The sequence below is a fragment of the Streptomyces sp. NPDC048436 genome, assembly GCF_043200355.1.
Classification (GTDB): Bacteria; Actinomycetota; Actinomycetes; order Streptomycetales; family Streptomycetaceae; genus Streptomyces.
Window position 1 is genome coordinate 1,073,550 of the sequence record NZ_JBICXP010000001.1, and the last position, 16,854, is coordinate 1,090,403.

Below are 16,854 nucleotides of genomic sequence, written 5' to 3' on the forward strand. Positions count from 1 at the left end.
GGACTCATGACAACGACGAGTACCACCACGACTCTCTCCGCGCCCACCACGCCCGTCCCCGCCGCGTCGAGACAACGCGGCCCCGCCGCCGCCCGGGCCCGCCGCAAGCGGATCCTGCACTGGATCGCCGTACACAGCGTGGCGATAGCCGTCGCGCTGCTCTTCGTCCTGCCGTTCGTCTTCGTCTTCCTTACGTCGGTGATGAGCGACTCGCAGGCGATGAGCGGTGACCTGTGGCCCAACTCCTGGCACTGGTCGAACTACAAGGCGGTGTTCGAGACGCCGGGCTTCCTGGACTGGTGGCGCAACTCGATCATGTACGCGGGCCTCGGCACCCTCTTCACCGTCTGCTCGGCGATCCCCGTGGCGTACGCGCTCGCCAAGTTCCGCTTCCGCGGCCGGCGCACCGCGATGATGCTCGTCATCTCGACGATGATGCTGCCGCCGCAGGTCATCGTGATCCCGATGTACCTGGTGTGGGCCCAGCAGTTCCACCTCTCGGGCACGCTGTGGCCACTGATCATCCCGATGGCGTTCGGAGACGCGTACTCGATCTTCCTGCTCAGGCAGTTCCTCCTCACCATTCCCAAGGAGTACATCGAGTCGGCGAAGGTCGACGGCTGCGGCGAGTTCCGCACCATGGTCAAGATCGTCGTGCCGATGGCCAAGCCGGGCATCGCGGCCATCGCGCTCTTCCAGTTCTTCTACTGCTGGAACGACTACTTCGGACCGCAGATCTACGCGGCCCAGAACCCCGGGGCCTGGACGCTGAGTTACGGCCTCGAATCCTTCAAGAGCGCCCACAGCGTCAACTGGAACATGACCATGGCCGCGACACTGCTCGTCATGGCCCCCGTCATCCTCATTTTCTTCTTTGCGCAAAAGGCCTTCGTCGAAGGCGTCACCCTCACCGGAGTAAAGGGCTGAGAACCGATATGAAGCTCGCAGTGGTCGGCGGAGGGTCGACCTACACACCCGAACTCATCGACGGATTCGCGCGGTTGAGGGACTCCCTGCCGATCGAGGAACTGGTCCTCGTGGACCCGGCCGCCGACCGTCTTGAGCTGGTGGGCGGCCTCGCCCGCCGCATCTTCGCCAAGCAGGGCCACCCTGGCCTCATCCGCACCACGTCCGACGTGGACGCGGGCGTCGCGGACGCCGACGCGGTCCTCCTCCAGCTGCGCGTCGGCGGCCAGGCGGCCCGCAAGCAGGACGAGACGTGGCCCCTGGAGTGCGGCTGCGTCGGCCAGGAGACCACCGGCGCGGGCGGCCTCGCGAAGGCCCTGCGCACCGTGCCCGTCGTCCTCGACATCGCCGAGCGCGTACGGCGTACGAACCCGGACGCGTGGATCATCGACTTCACCAACCCGGTGGGCATCGTCACGCGCGCGCTGCTCCAGGCCGGGCACAAGGCCGTAGGCCTGTGCAACGTGGCGATCGGCTTCCAGCGCAAGTTCGCCAGGCTGCTCGACGTCGCGCCGGGCGATGTGCACCTCGATCACGTGGGGCTCAACCATCTGACGTGGGAGACGGGCGTACGTCTGGGGGGTCCTGGCGGCGACGACATCCTGCCCAGGCTGCTCGCCGAGCACGGGGACGCGGTCGCCGCGGACCTGCGTATGCCGCGCGAGATCGTCGACCGGCTCGGCGTCGTGCCCTCGTACTACCTGCGCTACTTCTACCAGCACGACGCGGTGGTCGAAGAGCTGCGGACCAAGCCGTCGCGGGCCGCCGAAGTGGCCGAGATGGAACGGGAGTTGCTGGCCATGTACGGCGACCCGACGCTCGACGAGAAGCCGGAGCTGCTCGCCAAGCGGGGCGGCGCCTTCTACTCGGAGGCCGCCGTGGACCTGGCGGCCTCGCTGCTCGGCAACGGCGGCAGCCCCTACCAGGTGGTCAACACCGTCAACAACGGCACGCTGCCGTTCCTGCCCGACGACGCGGTCATCGAGGTGCAGGCCACGGTCGACGGCAAGGGCGCCAAGCCGCTGGCCGTCCCGAAGCTGGACCCGCTGTACGCCGGTCTGATCGCGAACGTCACCGGGTACGAGGACCTGGCCCTCCAGGCCGCGCTGCACGGTGGCCGCGACCGCGTCTTCAAGGCGCTGCTCGCCCACCCGCTGGTCGGCCAGTACGCGCAGGCGGAAGCGCTCACCGACCGGCTGATCGCGCACAACCGGGAGCACCTGGCGTGGGCGTAGGCACGAGCGTGCTCGCGATCGACGCGGGCAACAGCAAGACCGACGTCGCGGTGATCGCGGCCGGCGGCGAGGTCGTCGGCTCGGCACGCGGCGGCGGGTTCCAGCCGCCCCAGGTCGGGGTCGAGGCCGCGGTGGACATCCTGGCGGATGCGGTGACGCGGGCGTTCACCGAGGCGGGCGTCGACTCCGTCGGCCATGTGTCCGCGTGCCTGGCCAACGCGGATCTTCCCGTCGAGGAGCGGGAGTTGGCGGCGGCGCTACGGCGACGGGCTTGGGGGCGGGGGGTCGACGTACGCAACGACACCTTCGCCGTGCTGCGGGCCGGTCTCCTGGAGGACGCCGAGCCGCGGGGCGTGGCCGTGGTGTGCGGCGCGGGCATCAACTGCGTGGGCATGCTGCCGGACGGGCGCACGGCGCGCTTCCCCGCCATCGGCCGGATCTCCGGCGACTGGGGTGGCGGCGGGGGCCTTGCCGAGGAGGCGCTCTGGTACGCGGCGCGGGCCGAGGACGGCCGCGGCGAGGCGACAGCGCTGCGCGAGGCGCTGCCCGCGCACTTCGGCCTTGCGTCGATGTACGCGCTGATCGAGGCGCTGCACCTGGGCTCCATCGCCCCGGTACGGCGGCATGAACTGACGCCGGTGCTCTTCGCCACGGCGGCGGCGGGCGACGCGGTGGCGCGCTCCCTTGTGGACCGGATGGCCGACGAGGTCGTCGCCATGTCCACCGTGGCCCTGGACCGCCTCGGCCTGCTCGGCGAGGAGACCCCGGTCCTGCTCGGCGGCAGCGTCCTGGCCGCACGCCACCCGCAACTGGACGACCGCGTCCGGGCATTGCTCGCCGACCGGGCCCCCAAGGCGGTGCCCCGCGTGGTCGCCGCCCGCCCCGTCCTCGGCGCGGCACTGCTCGGCCTCGACCAGGTGGGAGCACCTGTCGAGGTGCACGCGCGCGTGCGGGGGCATTACGAGGCGGCGCAGGGTGCCGGGGACGTGGGAACCTGGGGCGGCTGAGCCCGTTGGCCCGGCCGGGAACCGAACCGTACTGAATCGCGTATTCAAGGGCAGGGGTGGTGCGCGATCTTCGCGCGAGCCGTGCGGGCCGATTCACAGGCAGTGATCCGGAGATGATGATCCGAACAAGATCCAGTCAATGCCTGTGCGGATGTCAGTCCCTGCGGCGATACTTGCGGCCGTGAGCTTCTTCCCGCACCGCGGATGCCGGGAGGAAGTGAACGTCCGATGACCAAGGGGGAGGTCGAGGTCGAGGTGACATACCCGCCGAACGGCAGCGCCGCGCCGCCGGGACTGGCCGCGCCGACGATGCCCGCCGTCCCGCCGCAGGCGGGCTCCGGGCCAGTGGCACCGGGCGCGCCGCCCGCTCCGCCCCGCCGTCCCGCCTGGGTCGAGGGCCGGGACCGGCTGCGCGCCGCCGCGACGACTGAACCGGGCAAGCTGCGCATCATCGGCGCCGTCATCGCGCTGCTCGTCGTGGCGTTCGGCGCGGTCACCACCTGGCAGATGTCCGACCGCTCGGCCGCCGCGGACAACGTCCTGAACCGCAGCCAGCCGCTGAGCGACGACGCCGCGGCCATCTACCGCTCACTCGCGGACGCCAACACGGCGGCCTCCAGCGGCTTCCTTTCGGGCGGCCAGGAACCCGCCGACCTGCGCGACCGGTACAAGCGCGACATCAAGACGGCATCCGAGAAGCTGGCGATGGCCGCGTCGAACGCGGGCTCGGGCTCGTCGGCCGCCGCCTCGGTCAGCAAGCTGAACAAGCTGCTCCCGGAGTACACGGGCCTGATCGAGCGGGCCCGCGCGAGCAACCGCCAGGGCCTCCCGCTGGGCGGCGCCTATCTGCGGTACGCCAACGACAAGATGCAGACCGACATGCTTCCGGCAGCCGAGAAGCTCTACACCGCGGAGAACCAGCGGCTGAGTTCGGACTACGCCGACGCGAAGCCCTACCCCTGGTTCGCCATCGGCCTCGGCGTGGTCGCCATCGGCGGCCTCGCGTGGGCCCAGCGGCGCAACTACCGCCGCACGAACCGGGTGTTCAACCACGGCCTGGTCGCCGCGACGACCGCCTCCACGGTCGTCCTCCTGTGGCTCGTCGCCGGGCACACCTTCGCGCGCTCGGGGCTGAATGATTCGTACGACCACGGCGTGAAGTCCCTGAACGTCCTGAACGACGCCCGCATCAGCTCGCTCAAGGCACGCGGCAACGAAAACCTCACCCTGGTCAGCCGCGGCGCGGAGACCGTCGAGGTCGGCAGGGCCAAGGAGATCAAGGACAAGTTCGACGTCGACTACCAGACGCAGATGAAGCAGCTCGGCACCGTCGACAGCGGGCTCCTGGGCAGGGCGGCCGACATCGCCGACGACACCGAGGGCAAGAATCCCGTCGAGGCGGCCGCGAAGAACGTCTCGGTCTGGAAGGACCGCCACAAGACCGCACGCAACAGCGACGACGCGGGTGACTACAAGGGCGCGCTCGCCAAGGTCGTCGGCGACAAGAGCGACGAGCCCACCGGCGAGTGCTTCGACAATGTCGACAAGGCGCTCGAAGACGCGCTGGAGCACGAGCGGAGCGAGTTCAGGCAGGCGGCCGAGGACGGCAAGGGCGCCATGGCCGGACTGCCCGTCGGCGCCGCCGTGCTCGCGGTGCTCGCCGCGGCGGGCGCCGTGCTCGGCGTCGGCCGCAGGCTGTCGGAGTACCGGTGAGAGGGGGCGAGCGGACGATGCGTACGCGAGGACTGGCGAGGCTGCGCGGCTGGGGTGGAGCCGCCACCATGGCGGTGGCCTGCGCCCTCACGGGCTCCCTCGTCCTTGTGCTGCCCGAAGCGGGCAGCGCGGCCGACCCCGGGGACACCGCCGCGAGCCGCGCCTCCGCGGCGGGACCCGCGCGCGCCGATGAGTGCAAGGACCCGGAGGCGAGCCTCTCGCCCTCGGGCAAGGACGGCCCGACGATCGATGCCATCCGCAACCGCGAGGTCAAGAAGCTCATCGTCGGCGTCGACCAGAACAGCTACCGCTGGGGTTATCGCGACCCGAACAAGAAGACGGCGACGCTCGAAGGCTTCGACATCGACCTCGCGCACAAGATCGCCGAGGACATCCTCGGCGACCGCGACGCCGTGCTCTTCCGCGCCATCCCCACCAATCAGCGGGTCAAGGCGATCCAGAGCGGCCAGGTCGACATGGTCGTACGGACCATGACGATCACCTGTGAGCGGGAGAAGGACGTCACCTTCTCCACCGCCTACTTCAAGACCGGCCAGCAGGTCCTCGCCCCCAAGTCCTCCGACATCACCGGGTTCGACGACTCCCTGGACGGCAAGAAGGTCTGCTCCGCGAAGGGTTCCACCGCGCTCGCCCAGCTGGAGGAGCTCAAGAAGAAGGGCCTCGATGCCGACATCGGTACGACGGTGCCGAACCAACTCGACTGCCTGGTAAGGCTCCAGCTCGGTGAGGTGGACGCCGTGGTGACCGACAGCGCGCTCGCCGCGAGCCAGGCCGCACAGGACCCGACGGTCGAACTCAAGGGTGACGCCCCGCTCAACACCGAGTACTACGGCGTGGCGATGAAGAAGCCGGAGGACGGCAAGGACGACCTGGTGCGCCGGGTCAACCAGGTCCTGGACGACTACCGCGACAGCGGCTGGCAGAAGTCGTACGACAAGTGGCTCAAGCCGGGCCTCGGCGAATCGGCGGGACCGCCCGCGCCGAAGTACAGCGACTGAGCCTCACATGCACAGCAACGCAGAGCGGAGAGGTGATCGATGAGCGTCGCGGGACCCCCCGGTCCTGTGATGGACCGGGACGAGGTGGACCGTGCGCTGGCGCGGCTCGACGCCGAGCACGAGGCGATCGAGACCTCGCTCCTCGCCCTTCAGGATCACGCGGGCCGCAGACTCCTCGAAGGCGCCGGTCTCACCGGCACCACACAGGAGCGCTGGCAGGCCACGGAGCAGCAGATCACGCTGCTCTGGGCATACTTCGACGCGTACGCCGCCGCCCTGCACGCGGCGCGTGAGCTGCGGGCCCGCAGACGCTGGCCCAGCAGAGACGATTTGGTGGAGCTGACCGAGCTGCTGCGCGGTGAGAGCGTCACCGTCGCCGGCGGCGCCGCCCCCGCGCCGTCGGCCTCGATCACCGGACCCGCCAAGCTCACCGAACGCTTCACGCTCGCCGAGCTCGTCTCGCGGATGAACGACCTGTACGCGCACTCGCTCGACATGGTCGTCGCCGCCGACGCGGTGTGGTCCGCGCTGCCCGCCCGCATAGACCTGCTTGCCGCCGAGTTGCACCGCACCCGCCAGCTCGCCCACTCCGTGGGAGTGCGTCCCGGGGAGCACCCCGCGGGCGACGACCTGGAGCGGATCACGGCCGAGCTGACGCTCCTGCGCGAGCAGGTGATCTCCGACCCCCTGGCCTTCTGGCAGCCCGCCGCGGGCAGTTCGGCGCCCGGCGGCGGCCGGCCGCACACCGACCGGTACGACCGTGAGGCGCGCGCCCTTGAGGACGTACGCCGTGAGATCGACGCGGTGCTCACCGTCCGGCAGGACGCGGAGCTGCGGCTCGGCAGGCTCCGTGACGTGCTCTCGCGCGCGGACCGCACCCTGGCCGAGGCACGCTCCGCGCGCGGTGAGGTCCTCGCCAAGATCGCCGCGTCCGAGGTGCCCGCGGTCAGCGGCCCGTCGACCGCGCTGCAGGAGCAGCTGGCCAAGGCGTCCGACTACCGCAGGCACGCCCAGTGGCACCGGCTCTCCCCGCTCCTGGAATCCCTGGAGGAGAAGGCCGAGGACGAACTCATGCGGGCCCGCGAGTCGTTGAGCGCCGTCACCCAGCCCCTCGCGGTCCGCGCCGAGCTGCGCGGGCGCCTGGACGCCTACAAGGCGAAGGTCGGCCGGCTCGGCTTCGCCGAGGACCCGCTCCTGGTCGAGCGGTACGACGCGGCGCGCCGGATGCTGTGGAGCGCGCCCTGCGACCTGCGCGTGGCCGAGCAGGCGGTGCTCCGCTATCAGCAGGCGGCCGCCGAAGTCCTCGCATCAAGGGTGCCGCAACCGGGCGGCCCCACAGACCGGAGGGGGGAAGCATGAGTGAGCAGCAAGAGTGCCAGCGTCCCGGATGCACGGGGTCGTACGAGGACGTGGGCGGCGGCGAGCTGTACTGCGACACCTGCGGCCTTGCCCCCGTGGTCTCACCGAACGGCCTGGTGAACTCTCCCCCGACCGGCATCACGGGCGGCGGCAAGGGGTCGGGCAGCTCCAGCTCACGGTCCAGTTCACGCGCGTCATCCCGCTCCTCGCGGTCCCAGTCGTCCCGCAGGTCGGTCTCGGGGCGCCTCTCGCGTTCCCTGTCCGGCAGCTCGACGTCCCGCTCGGTCTCCGTGCGCAGCTCGGGCTCGGCGGCGGGTTCATCGGCGCGCAGCAGGCTGGGCGTGGGTCTGGTGCAAGTGCCCGAGGTGCCGCGCCCCGATCCGCGCCAGGCGGTGCAGGAGAACCCCGAGGTTCCCGAGCGGAAGCGGTTCTGCTCGCGCTCCGACTGCGGGGCGCCGGTGGGCCGTTCGCGCGGTGAGCGGCCCGGCCGCACCGAGGGGTTCTGCACCAAGTGCGGGCACCCGTACTCGTTCGTGCCGAAGCTGGGCGCCGGCGACATCGTGCACGGTCAGTACGAAGTGGTGGGCTGTCTGGCGCACGGCGGGCTCGGCTGGGTCTATCTCGCCGTCGACCGCGCGGTCTCCGACCGCTGGGTGGTCCTCAAGGGCCTGCTCGACACGGGCGACCAGGACGCGATGGCCGCCGCGATCTCCGAGCGGCGCTTCCTCGCCGAGATCGAGCACAGCAACATCGTCCGCATCTACAACTTCGTCGAGCACCTCGACCAGCGCACGGGCTCCATGGACGGCTACATCGTCATGGAGTACGTCGGCGGCAAGTCCCTCAAGGAGATCGCCAACGACCGCCGCACGGCGCTGGGCAAGCGTGATCCGCTGCCGGTCGAGCAGGCCTGCGCGTTCGGCATCGAGGCGCTCGAAGCCCTGGGGCACCTGCACAGCCGCAATCTCCTGTACTGCGACTTCAAGGTCGACAACGCCATCCAGACCGAGGACCAGCTCAAGCTGATCGACATGGGCGCGGTCCGCCGCATGGACGACGACGAGTCGGCGATCTACGGCACGGTCGGCTATCAGGGCCCCGAAGTCGCCGAGGTGGGCCCCTCGGTGGCCTCGGACTTGTACACGGTGGCGCGCACCCTGGCGGTGCTGACCTTCGACTTCCAGGGCTACACGAACGTCTTCGTGGACTCCCTGCCGGACCCCGACAACATCGAGGTCTTCCGTACGTACGAGTCGTTCTACCGCCTCCTCGTACGCGCCACGGACCCCGACCCGGCCCGCAGGTTCGCCTCCGCGCAGGAAATGGCCGAGCAGCTCACGGGCGTCCTGAGGGAGGTAGTGGCCCTCCAGACGGGACGGCCGCGGCCCGCGCTTTCCACGCTGTTCGGGCCCGAAGTGAAGGTCACGGACACCGAGTTGTTCGCCGAGCTGACCGGGGACGTGTCGCACTTCGGGGTACGCGCGCTGCCCACGGGGCGGCGCAAGGGGCGCCCCGCGCTGACGGCGGGCGAGAGCAACGGTTCTCCGGCGCTCGCGGCGCAGGTGGCGCCTGTCCCGCCGGCCGCCCCGCGGGCCCGGATCGTGCGTGACCTCGACGCCGCCGCGACGGGCCTGGCCCTGCCGGTGCCGCGCGTCGACCCGAACGACCCGAACGCCGGGTTCCTCGCCGGGCTCATGGCCTCCGCGCCCGCCGAGCTGATCACCGCGCTGCGGGCCGCGCCCGCCGACTCCGTGGAGCTGCGGCTGCGCGGGCTGCGCGCACGCCTGGCCATGGGTGAACTGGCCGCCGCGGCCCAGGCGTTGACCGAGCTGGAAGTGAAGCATCCGGACGACTGGCGGGTGGTCTGGTACCGCGGCGTCGCCTCGCTCGCCACCGGCGACCACGAGAACGCGGCGCTGTCCTTCGACGCCGTGTACGACGCGTTCCCCGGCGAGCCCGCGCCCAAGCTGGCCCTCGGCGTCTGCGCGGAGGTCCTGGGACAGCTGGACAACGCCGCCGAGTACTACCGCCTGGTGTGGGCCACCGACCCGAGCTATGTCAGCGCCGCGTTCGGCCTGGCCCGCGTACAGCTCGCTTCGGACGACCGGCGTGGTGCCGTGCACACCCTGGAGTCGGTGCCCGAGGCCTCGATCCACTACACGGCGGCCCGGGTCGCCGCGGTGCGGGCGCGGTTGCGCCACCGTATGACGCCGGACACCACGCCGTCGTCCGGCGGCGCTTTCCTCGACTTCCTCGACGACTTGACGGCTGCGGCGGGGCAGGTCGAGGCCCTCGCGGGCTTCGGCCTCGACGCCGTGCGCCGTGAGCGGCTCTCCACCGAGGTCCTTGGCACCGCGTTGGACTGGGTACTCTCCGGTAGGCACTCTGGTCACGCCACCGCACCACCGGCAGCACCCGCTGCACCGGCGGGCGGCGCGCGGACCGTGCTGCTCGGCAGCGACCTGGACGAGCGCGGCCTCCGGTTCGGCCTGGAGCGCTCGTACCGAACGCTCGCCCGGCTCGCACAGGGTGGCCAGGAGAGGATCGAACTGGTGGAACGGGCCAACCGTTTCCGCCCTCGGACGTGGGTGTGAAGATGTCGCAGATGCACCAGCAGACTGCCGGGGCCGCCGATACGTGCCCCGGCTGCGAAGAACCGCTGGAAACGGGTGACCTGTTCTGCGGCGCGTGCGGTTACGACCTGTCGGCGCAGCCGGCGGGCTCGGACGACCGCCCCACCGTCGCGATGAACGGCTCGGCGCAGGCGGGAGCCCCCGGCGCCTCGTCACAGTGGCCCACCGCCCCGGCGGCGGACAGTTCGGACGTGCCGGTGCCCGCGCACCTGCCCACCGACCTGCCGGGCACGGACTCGGCGGGCGGCGAACTCGCCCCGAACACACAGGACGCCGAGGCAGCGCGGCACCCCCACGGCGTACCGGACGTGCGTACGGACGAGCCCGTCGAGCGCCCCGCCGAACCGGACGAGTACCCCTTGCCCGCCCCCGGCGTCCCCGAGCCCGCCGACCCCCGCACGGTGGTTCCCGACCCCACGCCGCCCGCGGGCACCAAGCTCTGCGTGGCCTGCCGTTCGGGCCGCGTCGACCCGGACGGCTACTGCGAGAACTGCGGGCACGCCCAGCCGCGCGAGCGCGACCACATGGAGCAGGAGCTGGACGCGGTCGCCGCGGTCAGCGACCGTGGCCTTCGCCACCACCGCAACGAAGACGCGTTCGCGATCTCGTCGGCCGCGCTGCCCGACGGTTCGCCCGCCGTCATCGCGATCGTCTGCGACGGCGTCTCCTCCGCGACCCGCCCCGACGAGGCCTCGCTCGCCGCGTCACGCGCGGCCAACGAGTCGCTGCTCGCCGCCCTGCCGCGCGGCACCCACCCGCAGCAGGCCATGCACGACGCGATCCTCGCGGCGTCCGACGCGGTCAACGCCCTTGCGGCGGAGCCCACTCAGGCCAGGGAGCACTCCCCGCACCAGAACGCCCCCGCGTGCACCCTCGTCGGCTCCATCGTCGCGGGCGGCCTCCTGGTCGTCGGCTGGGTCGGCGACAGCCGCGCCTACTGGGTTCCCGACGACCGCGGCGGCCCGACCGTCCGGCTCACCGAGGACGACTCGTGGGCCGCACAGATGGTGGCCGCGGGCCTGATGAACGAGGCGGAGGCGTACGCCGACGAGCGGGCGCACGCCATCACGGGCTGGCTCGGCGCCGACGCGTACGAACTGGAGCCGCACACCGCTTCCTTCAAGCCGGACCGTGCGGGTGTAGTGGTCGTATGCACGGACGGACTGTGGAACTACGCGGAAGCGGTGGAGGACATGGCGCGTGCCGTACCCGTCGATTCCGCCCTGCGTCCGCTGCACAGCGCCCAGGTCCTGGTCGGCCACGCCCTGGACGGCGGCGGCCACGACAACGTAACAGTGGCGATTCTGCCGTTCCGTGTGGTGCCGCAAGGGGCAGGATCCGCCTAGCGAAGGGGCCCGAATCGGGCCGACCGACACGCGCACTCGTCACCCCCCGGCTTGGGGAAGCCGGGGGGAATGTCTAGGGGGAGCAGGGATCCATGGCCAAATTCTCGAAGTCGAACGTGCCACAGTTCTCGGTCGACGTGTACCAGAACGAGTACCTCCCGGAGGGCGCCCGCGAGGTCAACGCGATCGCCACGGTCACCTCGACCGGCGGCGGCACGGTGGGTTCCGCGGTGAGCGCCCCGCATCTGTACTCGACGGGTCAGACCCCGGACGCGGCCGTGGCGATCATGGTCGACTGTTCGGGCTCGATGGACTACCCGCCGACGAAGATGCGCGGTGCCCGTGACGCGACATCCGCCGCGATCGACGCCGTACGTGACGGAGTTCACTTCGCGGTGATCGGCGGCACCCACGTCGCCAAAGAGGTCTACCCGGGCAATGGCCGCCTCGCGGTCGCGGATGCCCAGACCCGGGCCGACGCCAAGCAGGCGCTGCGCAAGCTCAGCGCGGGCGGCGGCACGGCGATCGGCACCTGGCTGCGTCTGGCCGACCGGCTCCTGTCCTCGGCCGACGTCTCGATCCGGCACGGAATCGTGCTGACGGACGGCCGCAACGAACACGAGTCACCCGAGGACCTGCAAGCCTCCCTCGACGCCTGCGCGGGCCGCTTCACCTGCGACGCACGCGGCGTCGGCACCGACTGGGAGGTCAAGGAGGTCACCGGCATCGCGTCCGCGCTCCTCGGCACCTCCGACATCGTCGCCGACCCCTCGGGCCTGGCCGCCGACTTCACGCAGATGATGGAGACGGCGATGGGCAAGGAGGTCGCCGACGTCAGCCTGCGGCTGTGGACGCCGATGGGCGTGCGGATCAAGTTCGTCAAGCAGGTGGCGCCCACGGTCGAGGAGCTGACCGAGCGCCGCACGGAGGCGGGACCGCGCGCCGGGGACTATCCCACCGGGTCCTGGGGCGACGAGTCCCGCGACTACCACGTCTGCGTCGAGGTGCCGGGCGCCGAGCTGGGCCAGGAGATGCTCGCGGCCCGGGTCTCACTGATCGTGCCGCAGCCGGACGGCAGCGCCCAGACGCTCTCCCAGGGGCTCGTACGGGCCGTGTGGACGGACGACATGTCCGCCTCCACGTCGATCAACCCGCAGGTGGCGCACTACACCGGCCAGGCGGAACTGGCCCAGGTCATCCAGCAGGGCCTCGACGCGCGCAAGTCGGGCGATATCGACGGAGCAACGGCCAAACTGGGCCGCGCCGTTCAGCTCGCCAGCGCCTCGGGGAACGCGGACACCGCCAAGCTGCTTTCGAAGGTGGTCGACGTGGTCGACGCCGTGGCAGGTACTGTTCGATTGAAGGCGAGGGTTGCCGAGGCCGACGAGATGACACTCGAGACGCGGTCGACGAAGACTGTTCGCGTGAAGAAGTAACCGGCACGCAGGTGCCGAAAGCCCCACACATGCCCGTCAAGTAGCCCCACAGCAGCACGTACGGCCCTCGGGCCGGAGAAGGAGAGGGGGAAGCGCCGACATGCCGACCTGCCCGAACGGACACCAGTCGGGTTCCGACGACTGGTGCGAGGTCTGCGGTCACCGCATGGCCGGTGCCGTACCGCCTCCCCCGCCGCCCCCGGCCGCTCCCGGCTACGGCTATCCGCCGCCGGGCCCCGGCCAGGACCCCGGATTCCCGCAGCAGGACCCCGGTTATCCGCAGCCGGGCTCCGGACGCCCGCATCTGTCCGCCGTGCCCGACCAGGCGGCCGAGGCCGAGCTCTGCCCGCAGTGCCGCACGCCCCGCGAGGCGAACGCGCCGTTCTGCGAGGAGTGCCGGTGGAACTTCCTGACGAATACGGCGACGTCGTACACCCCGGCCGCCCCGCACCCGCCCGCGCCCAACCCGGCGCAGCAGTTCCAGCAGCAGGGCCCGCCCGCGGGCACGCAGCCGGGGCAGGACCCGTTCGGGTACCAGGGCTCGCGGCCCTCGCAGATGAACCGGCCCGCCGAGCCGATTCCGCCGTTCGGCAATGGCGGCGGCAACGGCAATCCGTCCGGGCAGGTGCCTCCGCCGTACAGCGGCGACCCGCAGGGGCAGCCTCCGCAGGCTTTCCCGCAGTCGTTCCAGCAGCCGGAGCCTTTCCAGCAGCAGGGTGCGTCTGCGCCGCCCGCGTTCCCGCAGGAGACGGGGACTCCGCCGCCTCCGCCTCCGCAGCACGGCGGGCCGGGTCCTTCCGGCCCCGGCGGTGCGCCGTTCGGTGACGGTGGCGACGACTGGATGCTCCCGCCGCCCTCGTCGTCGGCTCCGGGCCCCGGCGCCCCGCGCGCTCCCGAGCAGGGCGAGTGGGGCCAGCAGCCGCCGCCCCCGCAGACCCAGGCGCCGCAGGGGCCTCCCGGCTTCCAGGCCGTGCCGGGTCCGGCCACCGGCACGGTCACCTGGTCGGCGACGATCGGCCCCGACCGTGAGTACTTCATGGCGATGATGCACCGCAGCGGTCCCGAGGCGTCGGGCCTGAACCTGCCCGCGTACTCGCCCGAGCAGCAGCGCCCGCTGGCCGGCAACCAGATCACGATCGGCCGCCGCCGCCACTCCACGGGCGACACCCCGGACATCGACCTGTCGGTGCCGCCGGAGGACCCGGGCGTATCGCACCAGCACGCGGTCCTGGTCCAGCAGCCGGACGGCAGCTGGGCGGTCGTCGACCAGAACTCGACCAACGGCACCACGGTCAACAACGGCGAGGAGCCCATCCAGCCGTTCGTCCCGGTGCCGCTGCAGGACGGCGACCGGGTGCACGTGGGCGCCTGGACGACGATCACGATCCGGCACAGCTGAGCGACGGGCCCCGAAGGCTCACGCGAGTGGCCAGGCGTACGGCCCTTCGGGGTCGTCAAGCCAGGCCCACTCGTGCGGCCCGCTGACGGTGACCCCGAACCGCTCGCGCGCCGGGCGCCCCTCGCGCTGCCACAGGGCGAGGGCCTCGTAGGGGTCGAGGCTGCCCGCGGTCAGTTCCAGGAGGAAACGGAAGAGCTCGTTCTGCAGGGCCCTGCGTGGCAGCCCCCCGAGGTGCTGCTCGTGCGGGGCCCTTGTGCTGCCGCCCCGCAGCGGCACGAAGTACGCGGGGGTGTGCAGGAAGCGGCCTTCGGCGTGCTCGGCGTCGCGCACGGTCAGCCTGATCAGGCCGGTGGCCAGCGGGGCGAGGATGTGGGCTCCTGGGCGGCACTGGGCCAGCCAGGGGCGCGGCACCGAGGGCAGGGAGCAGGTCGCGATGATCCGGTCGTACGGAGCGCGCTCGGGGCACCCGGCGCCGCCGTCGCCGGTGACGACCGCCGGGTGGTATCCGGCGGCCGTGAGATGCCGCCGCGCGGACTCGGTGATCTCCGGGTCCAGGTCGACGGTGGTGACGTGTTCCTCGCCGAGCCGGTGGGCGAGCAGGGCCGCGTTGTAGCCGGTGCCCGCCCCGATCTCCAGTACGTCACAGTCGCCGTCCCGCAGATCCAGCTCGTCCAGCATCTTCGCCATCAGGGAGGGCTGGCTGCTCGAGGAGAGCAGATCTCCGTCGCGTACGCGGGTGGCGAGCGGGGAGTCGGCGTAGGCGCCCTGCAGCCAGCGTGCGCGGCGGGCCGGGTCGGGGTCCTCGCCCCACAGGCGTTCGTAGCCGCCGCCCGCCGAGGGGACGTAGTAATAGGGCACGAACAGGTGCCGCGGGACATGTTCGAACGCCGCCCGGAGCGCGGGGTCGCGCGCCAAGGCGCCGCTCGCCTCGATCTCGCGCACCAGAGCGGATCCGGCCTCCGCGGCGAGAATCGGCTCGTCTGTGGGTCCCATATAGCCACTGTGCTGCGGTTTGGCCCGCGATGCGAGCGGCAGAACGTAGCGATCCGGAGGAGATCGGTCCTCGCGGCGGACGGCCGGTCCTAAGTCTTCCGTCCTCGGTCGCCCCGTCTGAGACCATGGACCGTGTGAACGAGATCCCGCGCGGCACGCTTCAGGAGCAGACCTTCTACGAACAGGTCGGCGGCGAGGAGACCTTCAGGCGCCTGGTGCACCACTTCTACCAGGGGGTCGCGGAGGACCCGCTGCTGCGGCCGATGTATCCGGAGGAGGATCTGGGCCCGGCCGAGGAGCGCCTCGCGCTGTTCCTCATGCAGTACTGGGGCGGCCCCCGCACGTACAGCGACAACCGCGGGCATCCCCGGCTGCGGATGCGCCACGCCCCTTTCACCGTCGACAGGGCCGCGCACGACGCCTGGCTCACGCATATGCGGGCGGCGGTGGAGGAGCTGAAGCTCTCCGAGGAGCACGAGCGGACGCTGTGGAACTACCTGACGTATGCGGCGGCTTCCATGGTCAACTCCGAGGGCTGAGCGGTTCCCGGGGGCCTCTCCCGCGCGGCGTGACCCTACGCGGGCGTGACGGAGAGTCCCCCGACACCGGCTCCGACACCAGATCCGGCACCGGCTCGTCGTACGGCGACGGATCCGTAGTCCGTACGCAGCCGCAGCCACGCCCCGGACGCAAGCAGGTCCAGTGAGTCCCCCCGCAGGAACCCGAGGGCATGGGCGGCATGAGCGGCCCGCACGGGCAGTCCCGTATCGCCGATGGTCCGGGACCAGATCTCCCGCCCCACCCTGTCGAGTTCGGCCCGGACGCGCCGCTCCTGCGGCAACTCCTCGACCCGGGACTTGAATTCGGCGACCGCGGCGGCCACGAGGGCGCGTACCGCGTCCACCGGCGGCAGCCCCCGCTCCGGCTGCCAGCCACCGCGAGGCGGCAGGACTCCGGCCCAGGGCGGCCCGGTGACGGCCTGCGGCACGAAGGCGACGCCCGCCGACTCGACGGACTCCGCCGACTCCCCCACGGCTTCGAGGAGTTCACCGGCGGACACGGTGACGTCGAGCGAGGAGTCGAGCCCGTACTCGTACGGCTTCGCGAGGCGCGCCGTACGGATGGCGAGCACCTCGAAGGACGGCGGGCGGCCGAAGACGGCGAGGGTGTCACCCGCCGCCTGGAGACGGACCGCGGCCGCCTTGTCGTAGTGGATCAGCCGGGCCAGGAAGGCGGCGAGATCCCCCGCCTCCCCGGCATCGGCGAAGTGCAGCTGCGCCGTCATGCGACGAGCGCCTCCGTACCCCCGGCGTCGTCGCCGTCATCGTCCATGTACCGCTGGAGCACGGCCTTCTCCTCGGCGGTGATCCGCCGCGGCCGCTGCGCCTCCAGGTTGAACGGGACGACGATCGTCGTGGCCCGCACGTACACCTGGTCGGGGTCCTTGACCTCGTACGAGATGGTGAGCGAGGCAGCGCCTATCTTCGTCACCCACGACTCGATGGTCACCGGCGTGTGCCGGTGGACCAACGGCCGTACGTAGTCGATCTCATGACGGGCCACGACGGACCCGCCCGAGAACGACGGGCTGCCGTCCCCCGGTGCCAGCCGGAACATGAAGTCGATCCGCGCCTCTTCCAAGTACCGCAGGAAGACGGCGTTGTTGACGTGCCCGAAGGCATCCATGTCCGACCATCGGAGGGGGCAACTGTAGATATGCCGACTCATGTCAATCCCAGCCTCAGTCT

Annotated in this window: 14 protein-coding genes; 11 read left to right on the top strand and 3 right to left on the bottom strand. The window is 71.5% G+C overall.

Going from position 1 to position 16,854, the window contains the following annotated elements; translation table 11 throughout:
- The first annotated feature begins 6 nt into the window (after positions 1 to 6).
- The 10 genes from ACGFX9_RS04885 (at position 7) to ACGFX9_RS04930 (ending at position 14,113) form a co-directional block, all read left to right on the top strand.
- Positions 7 to 927, top strand: a complete 921-nt coding sequence (locus tag ACGFX9_RS04885; protein WP_393464600.1) for a carbohydrate ABC transporter permease — start codon at positions 7 to 9, stop codon at positions 925 to 927.
- 8 nt (positions 928 to 935) lie between these two features.
- The gene (locus ACGFX9_RS04890) at positions 936 to 2,201 is read left to right on the top strand and encodes a 6-phospho-beta-glucosidase (RefSeq protein WP_393464603.1); all 1,266 of its coding nucleotides are present in this window, start codon (positions 936 to 938) and stop codon (positions 2,199 to 2,201) included.
- Entirely contained in the window at positions 2,192 to 3,208 is a 1,017-nt protein-coding gene (locus ACGFX9_RS04895) for an N-acetylglucosamine kinase (protein WP_393464606.1), read from the top strand. The genes ACGFX9_RS04890 and ACGFX9_RS04895 overlap by 10 nt, the downstream gene beginning before the upstream one ends.
- Before the next feature lie 255 nt (positions 3,209 to 3,463).
- On the top strand, positions 3,464 to 4,921 hold the full coding sequence (locus ACGFX9_RS04900) for a hypothetical protein (RefSeq protein ID WP_393465649.1): 1,458 nt from the start codon (positions 3,464 to 3,466) through the stop codon (positions 4,919 to 4,921).
- Positions 4,922 to 4,938: 17 nt separating this feature from the next.
- Positions 4,939 to 5,940 (top strand): glutamate ABC transporter substrate-binding protein, encoded by a 1,002-nt coding sequence (locus ACGFX9_RS04905; RefSeq protein ID WP_393464609.1) that lies wholly within the window; start codon positions 4,939 to 4,941, stop codon positions 5,938 to 5,940.
- Between the two features lie 39 nt (positions 5,941 to 5,979).
- Entirely contained in the window at positions 5,980 to 7,299 is a 1,320-nt protein-coding gene (locus ACGFX9_RS04910) for a hypothetical protein (RefSeq protein ID WP_393464612.1), read from the top strand.
- Positions 7,296 to 9,893: a tetratricopeptide repeat protein gene (locus tag ACGFX9_RS04915; RefSeq protein ID WP_393464615.1), complete on the top strand. Its 2,598-nt coding sequence runs from the start codon at positions 7,296 to 7,298 to the stop codon at positions 9,891 to 9,893. Before ACGFX9_RS04910 ends, ACGFX9_RS04915 begins: the two co-directional genes overlap by 4 nt.
- A gap of 2 nt (positions 9,894 to 9,895) precedes the next feature.
- Entirely contained in the window at positions 9,896 to 11,278 is a 1,383-nt protein-coding gene (locus tag ACGFX9_RS04920) for a protein phosphatase 2C domain-containing protein (protein WP_393464618.1), read from the top strand.
- A 92-nt stretch (positions 11,279 to 11,370) separates the two neighbouring features.
- Complete coding sequence (locus ACGFX9_RS04925; protein ID WP_393464621.1) at positions 11,371 to 12,714, top strand: VWA domain-containing protein; 1,344 nt, start codon at positions 11,371 to 11,373, stop codon at positions 12,712 to 12,714.
- Between the two features lie 100 nt (positions 12,715 to 12,814).
- Positions 12,815 to 14,113 carry an FHA domain-containing protein gene (locus ACGFX9_RS04930; protein ID WP_393464624.1) on the top strand — a complete coding sequence of 433 codons (1,299 nt, stop codon included), beginning with the start codon at positions 12,815 to 12,817 and terminating at the stop codon, positions 14,111 to 14,113.
- A gap of 18 nt (positions 14,114 to 14,131) precedes the next feature.
- On the opposite strand, the gene ACGFX9_RS04935 is transcribed toward ACGFX9_RS04930, so the two are convergent.
- Entirely contained in the window at positions 14,132 to 15,106 is a 975-nt protein-coding gene (locus tag ACGFX9_RS04935; RefSeq protein ID WP_393464626.1) for a methyltransferase domain-containing protein, read from the bottom strand.
- 125 nt (positions 15,107 to 15,231) lie between these two features.
- Between ACGFX9_RS04935 and ACGFX9_RS04940 the strand changes: the two genes are divergently transcribed.
- Positions 15,232 to 15,645, top strand: a complete 414-nt coding sequence (locus ACGFX9_RS04940; protein ID WP_393464629.1) for a globin — start codon at positions 15,232 to 15,234, stop codon at positions 15,643 to 15,645.
- Positions 15,646 to 15,680: 35 nt separating this feature from the next.
- Here ACGFX9_RS04940 and ACGFX9_RS04945 read toward each other — a convergent pair whose 3' ends face one another.
- Together ACGFX9_RS04945 and ACGFX9_RS04950 are read right to left on the bottom strand one after the other, a co-directional pair.
- Positions 15,681 to 16,391, bottom strand: coding sequence for a hypothetical protein (locus ACGFX9_RS04945; RefSeq protein ID WP_393464632.1), 711 nt, complete (start codon positions 16,389 to 16,391; stop codon positions 15,681 to 15,683).
- Positions 16,388 to 16,834 (bottom strand): acyl-CoA thioesterase, encoded by a 447-nt coding sequence (locus tag ACGFX9_RS04950; RefSeq protein ID WP_393464635.1) that lies wholly within the window; start codon positions 16,832 to 16,834, stop codon positions 16,388 to 16,390. Before ACGFX9_RS04950 ends, ACGFX9_RS04945 begins: the two co-directional genes overlap by 4 nt.
- Positions 16,835 to 16,854 lie beyond the last annotated feature (20 nt).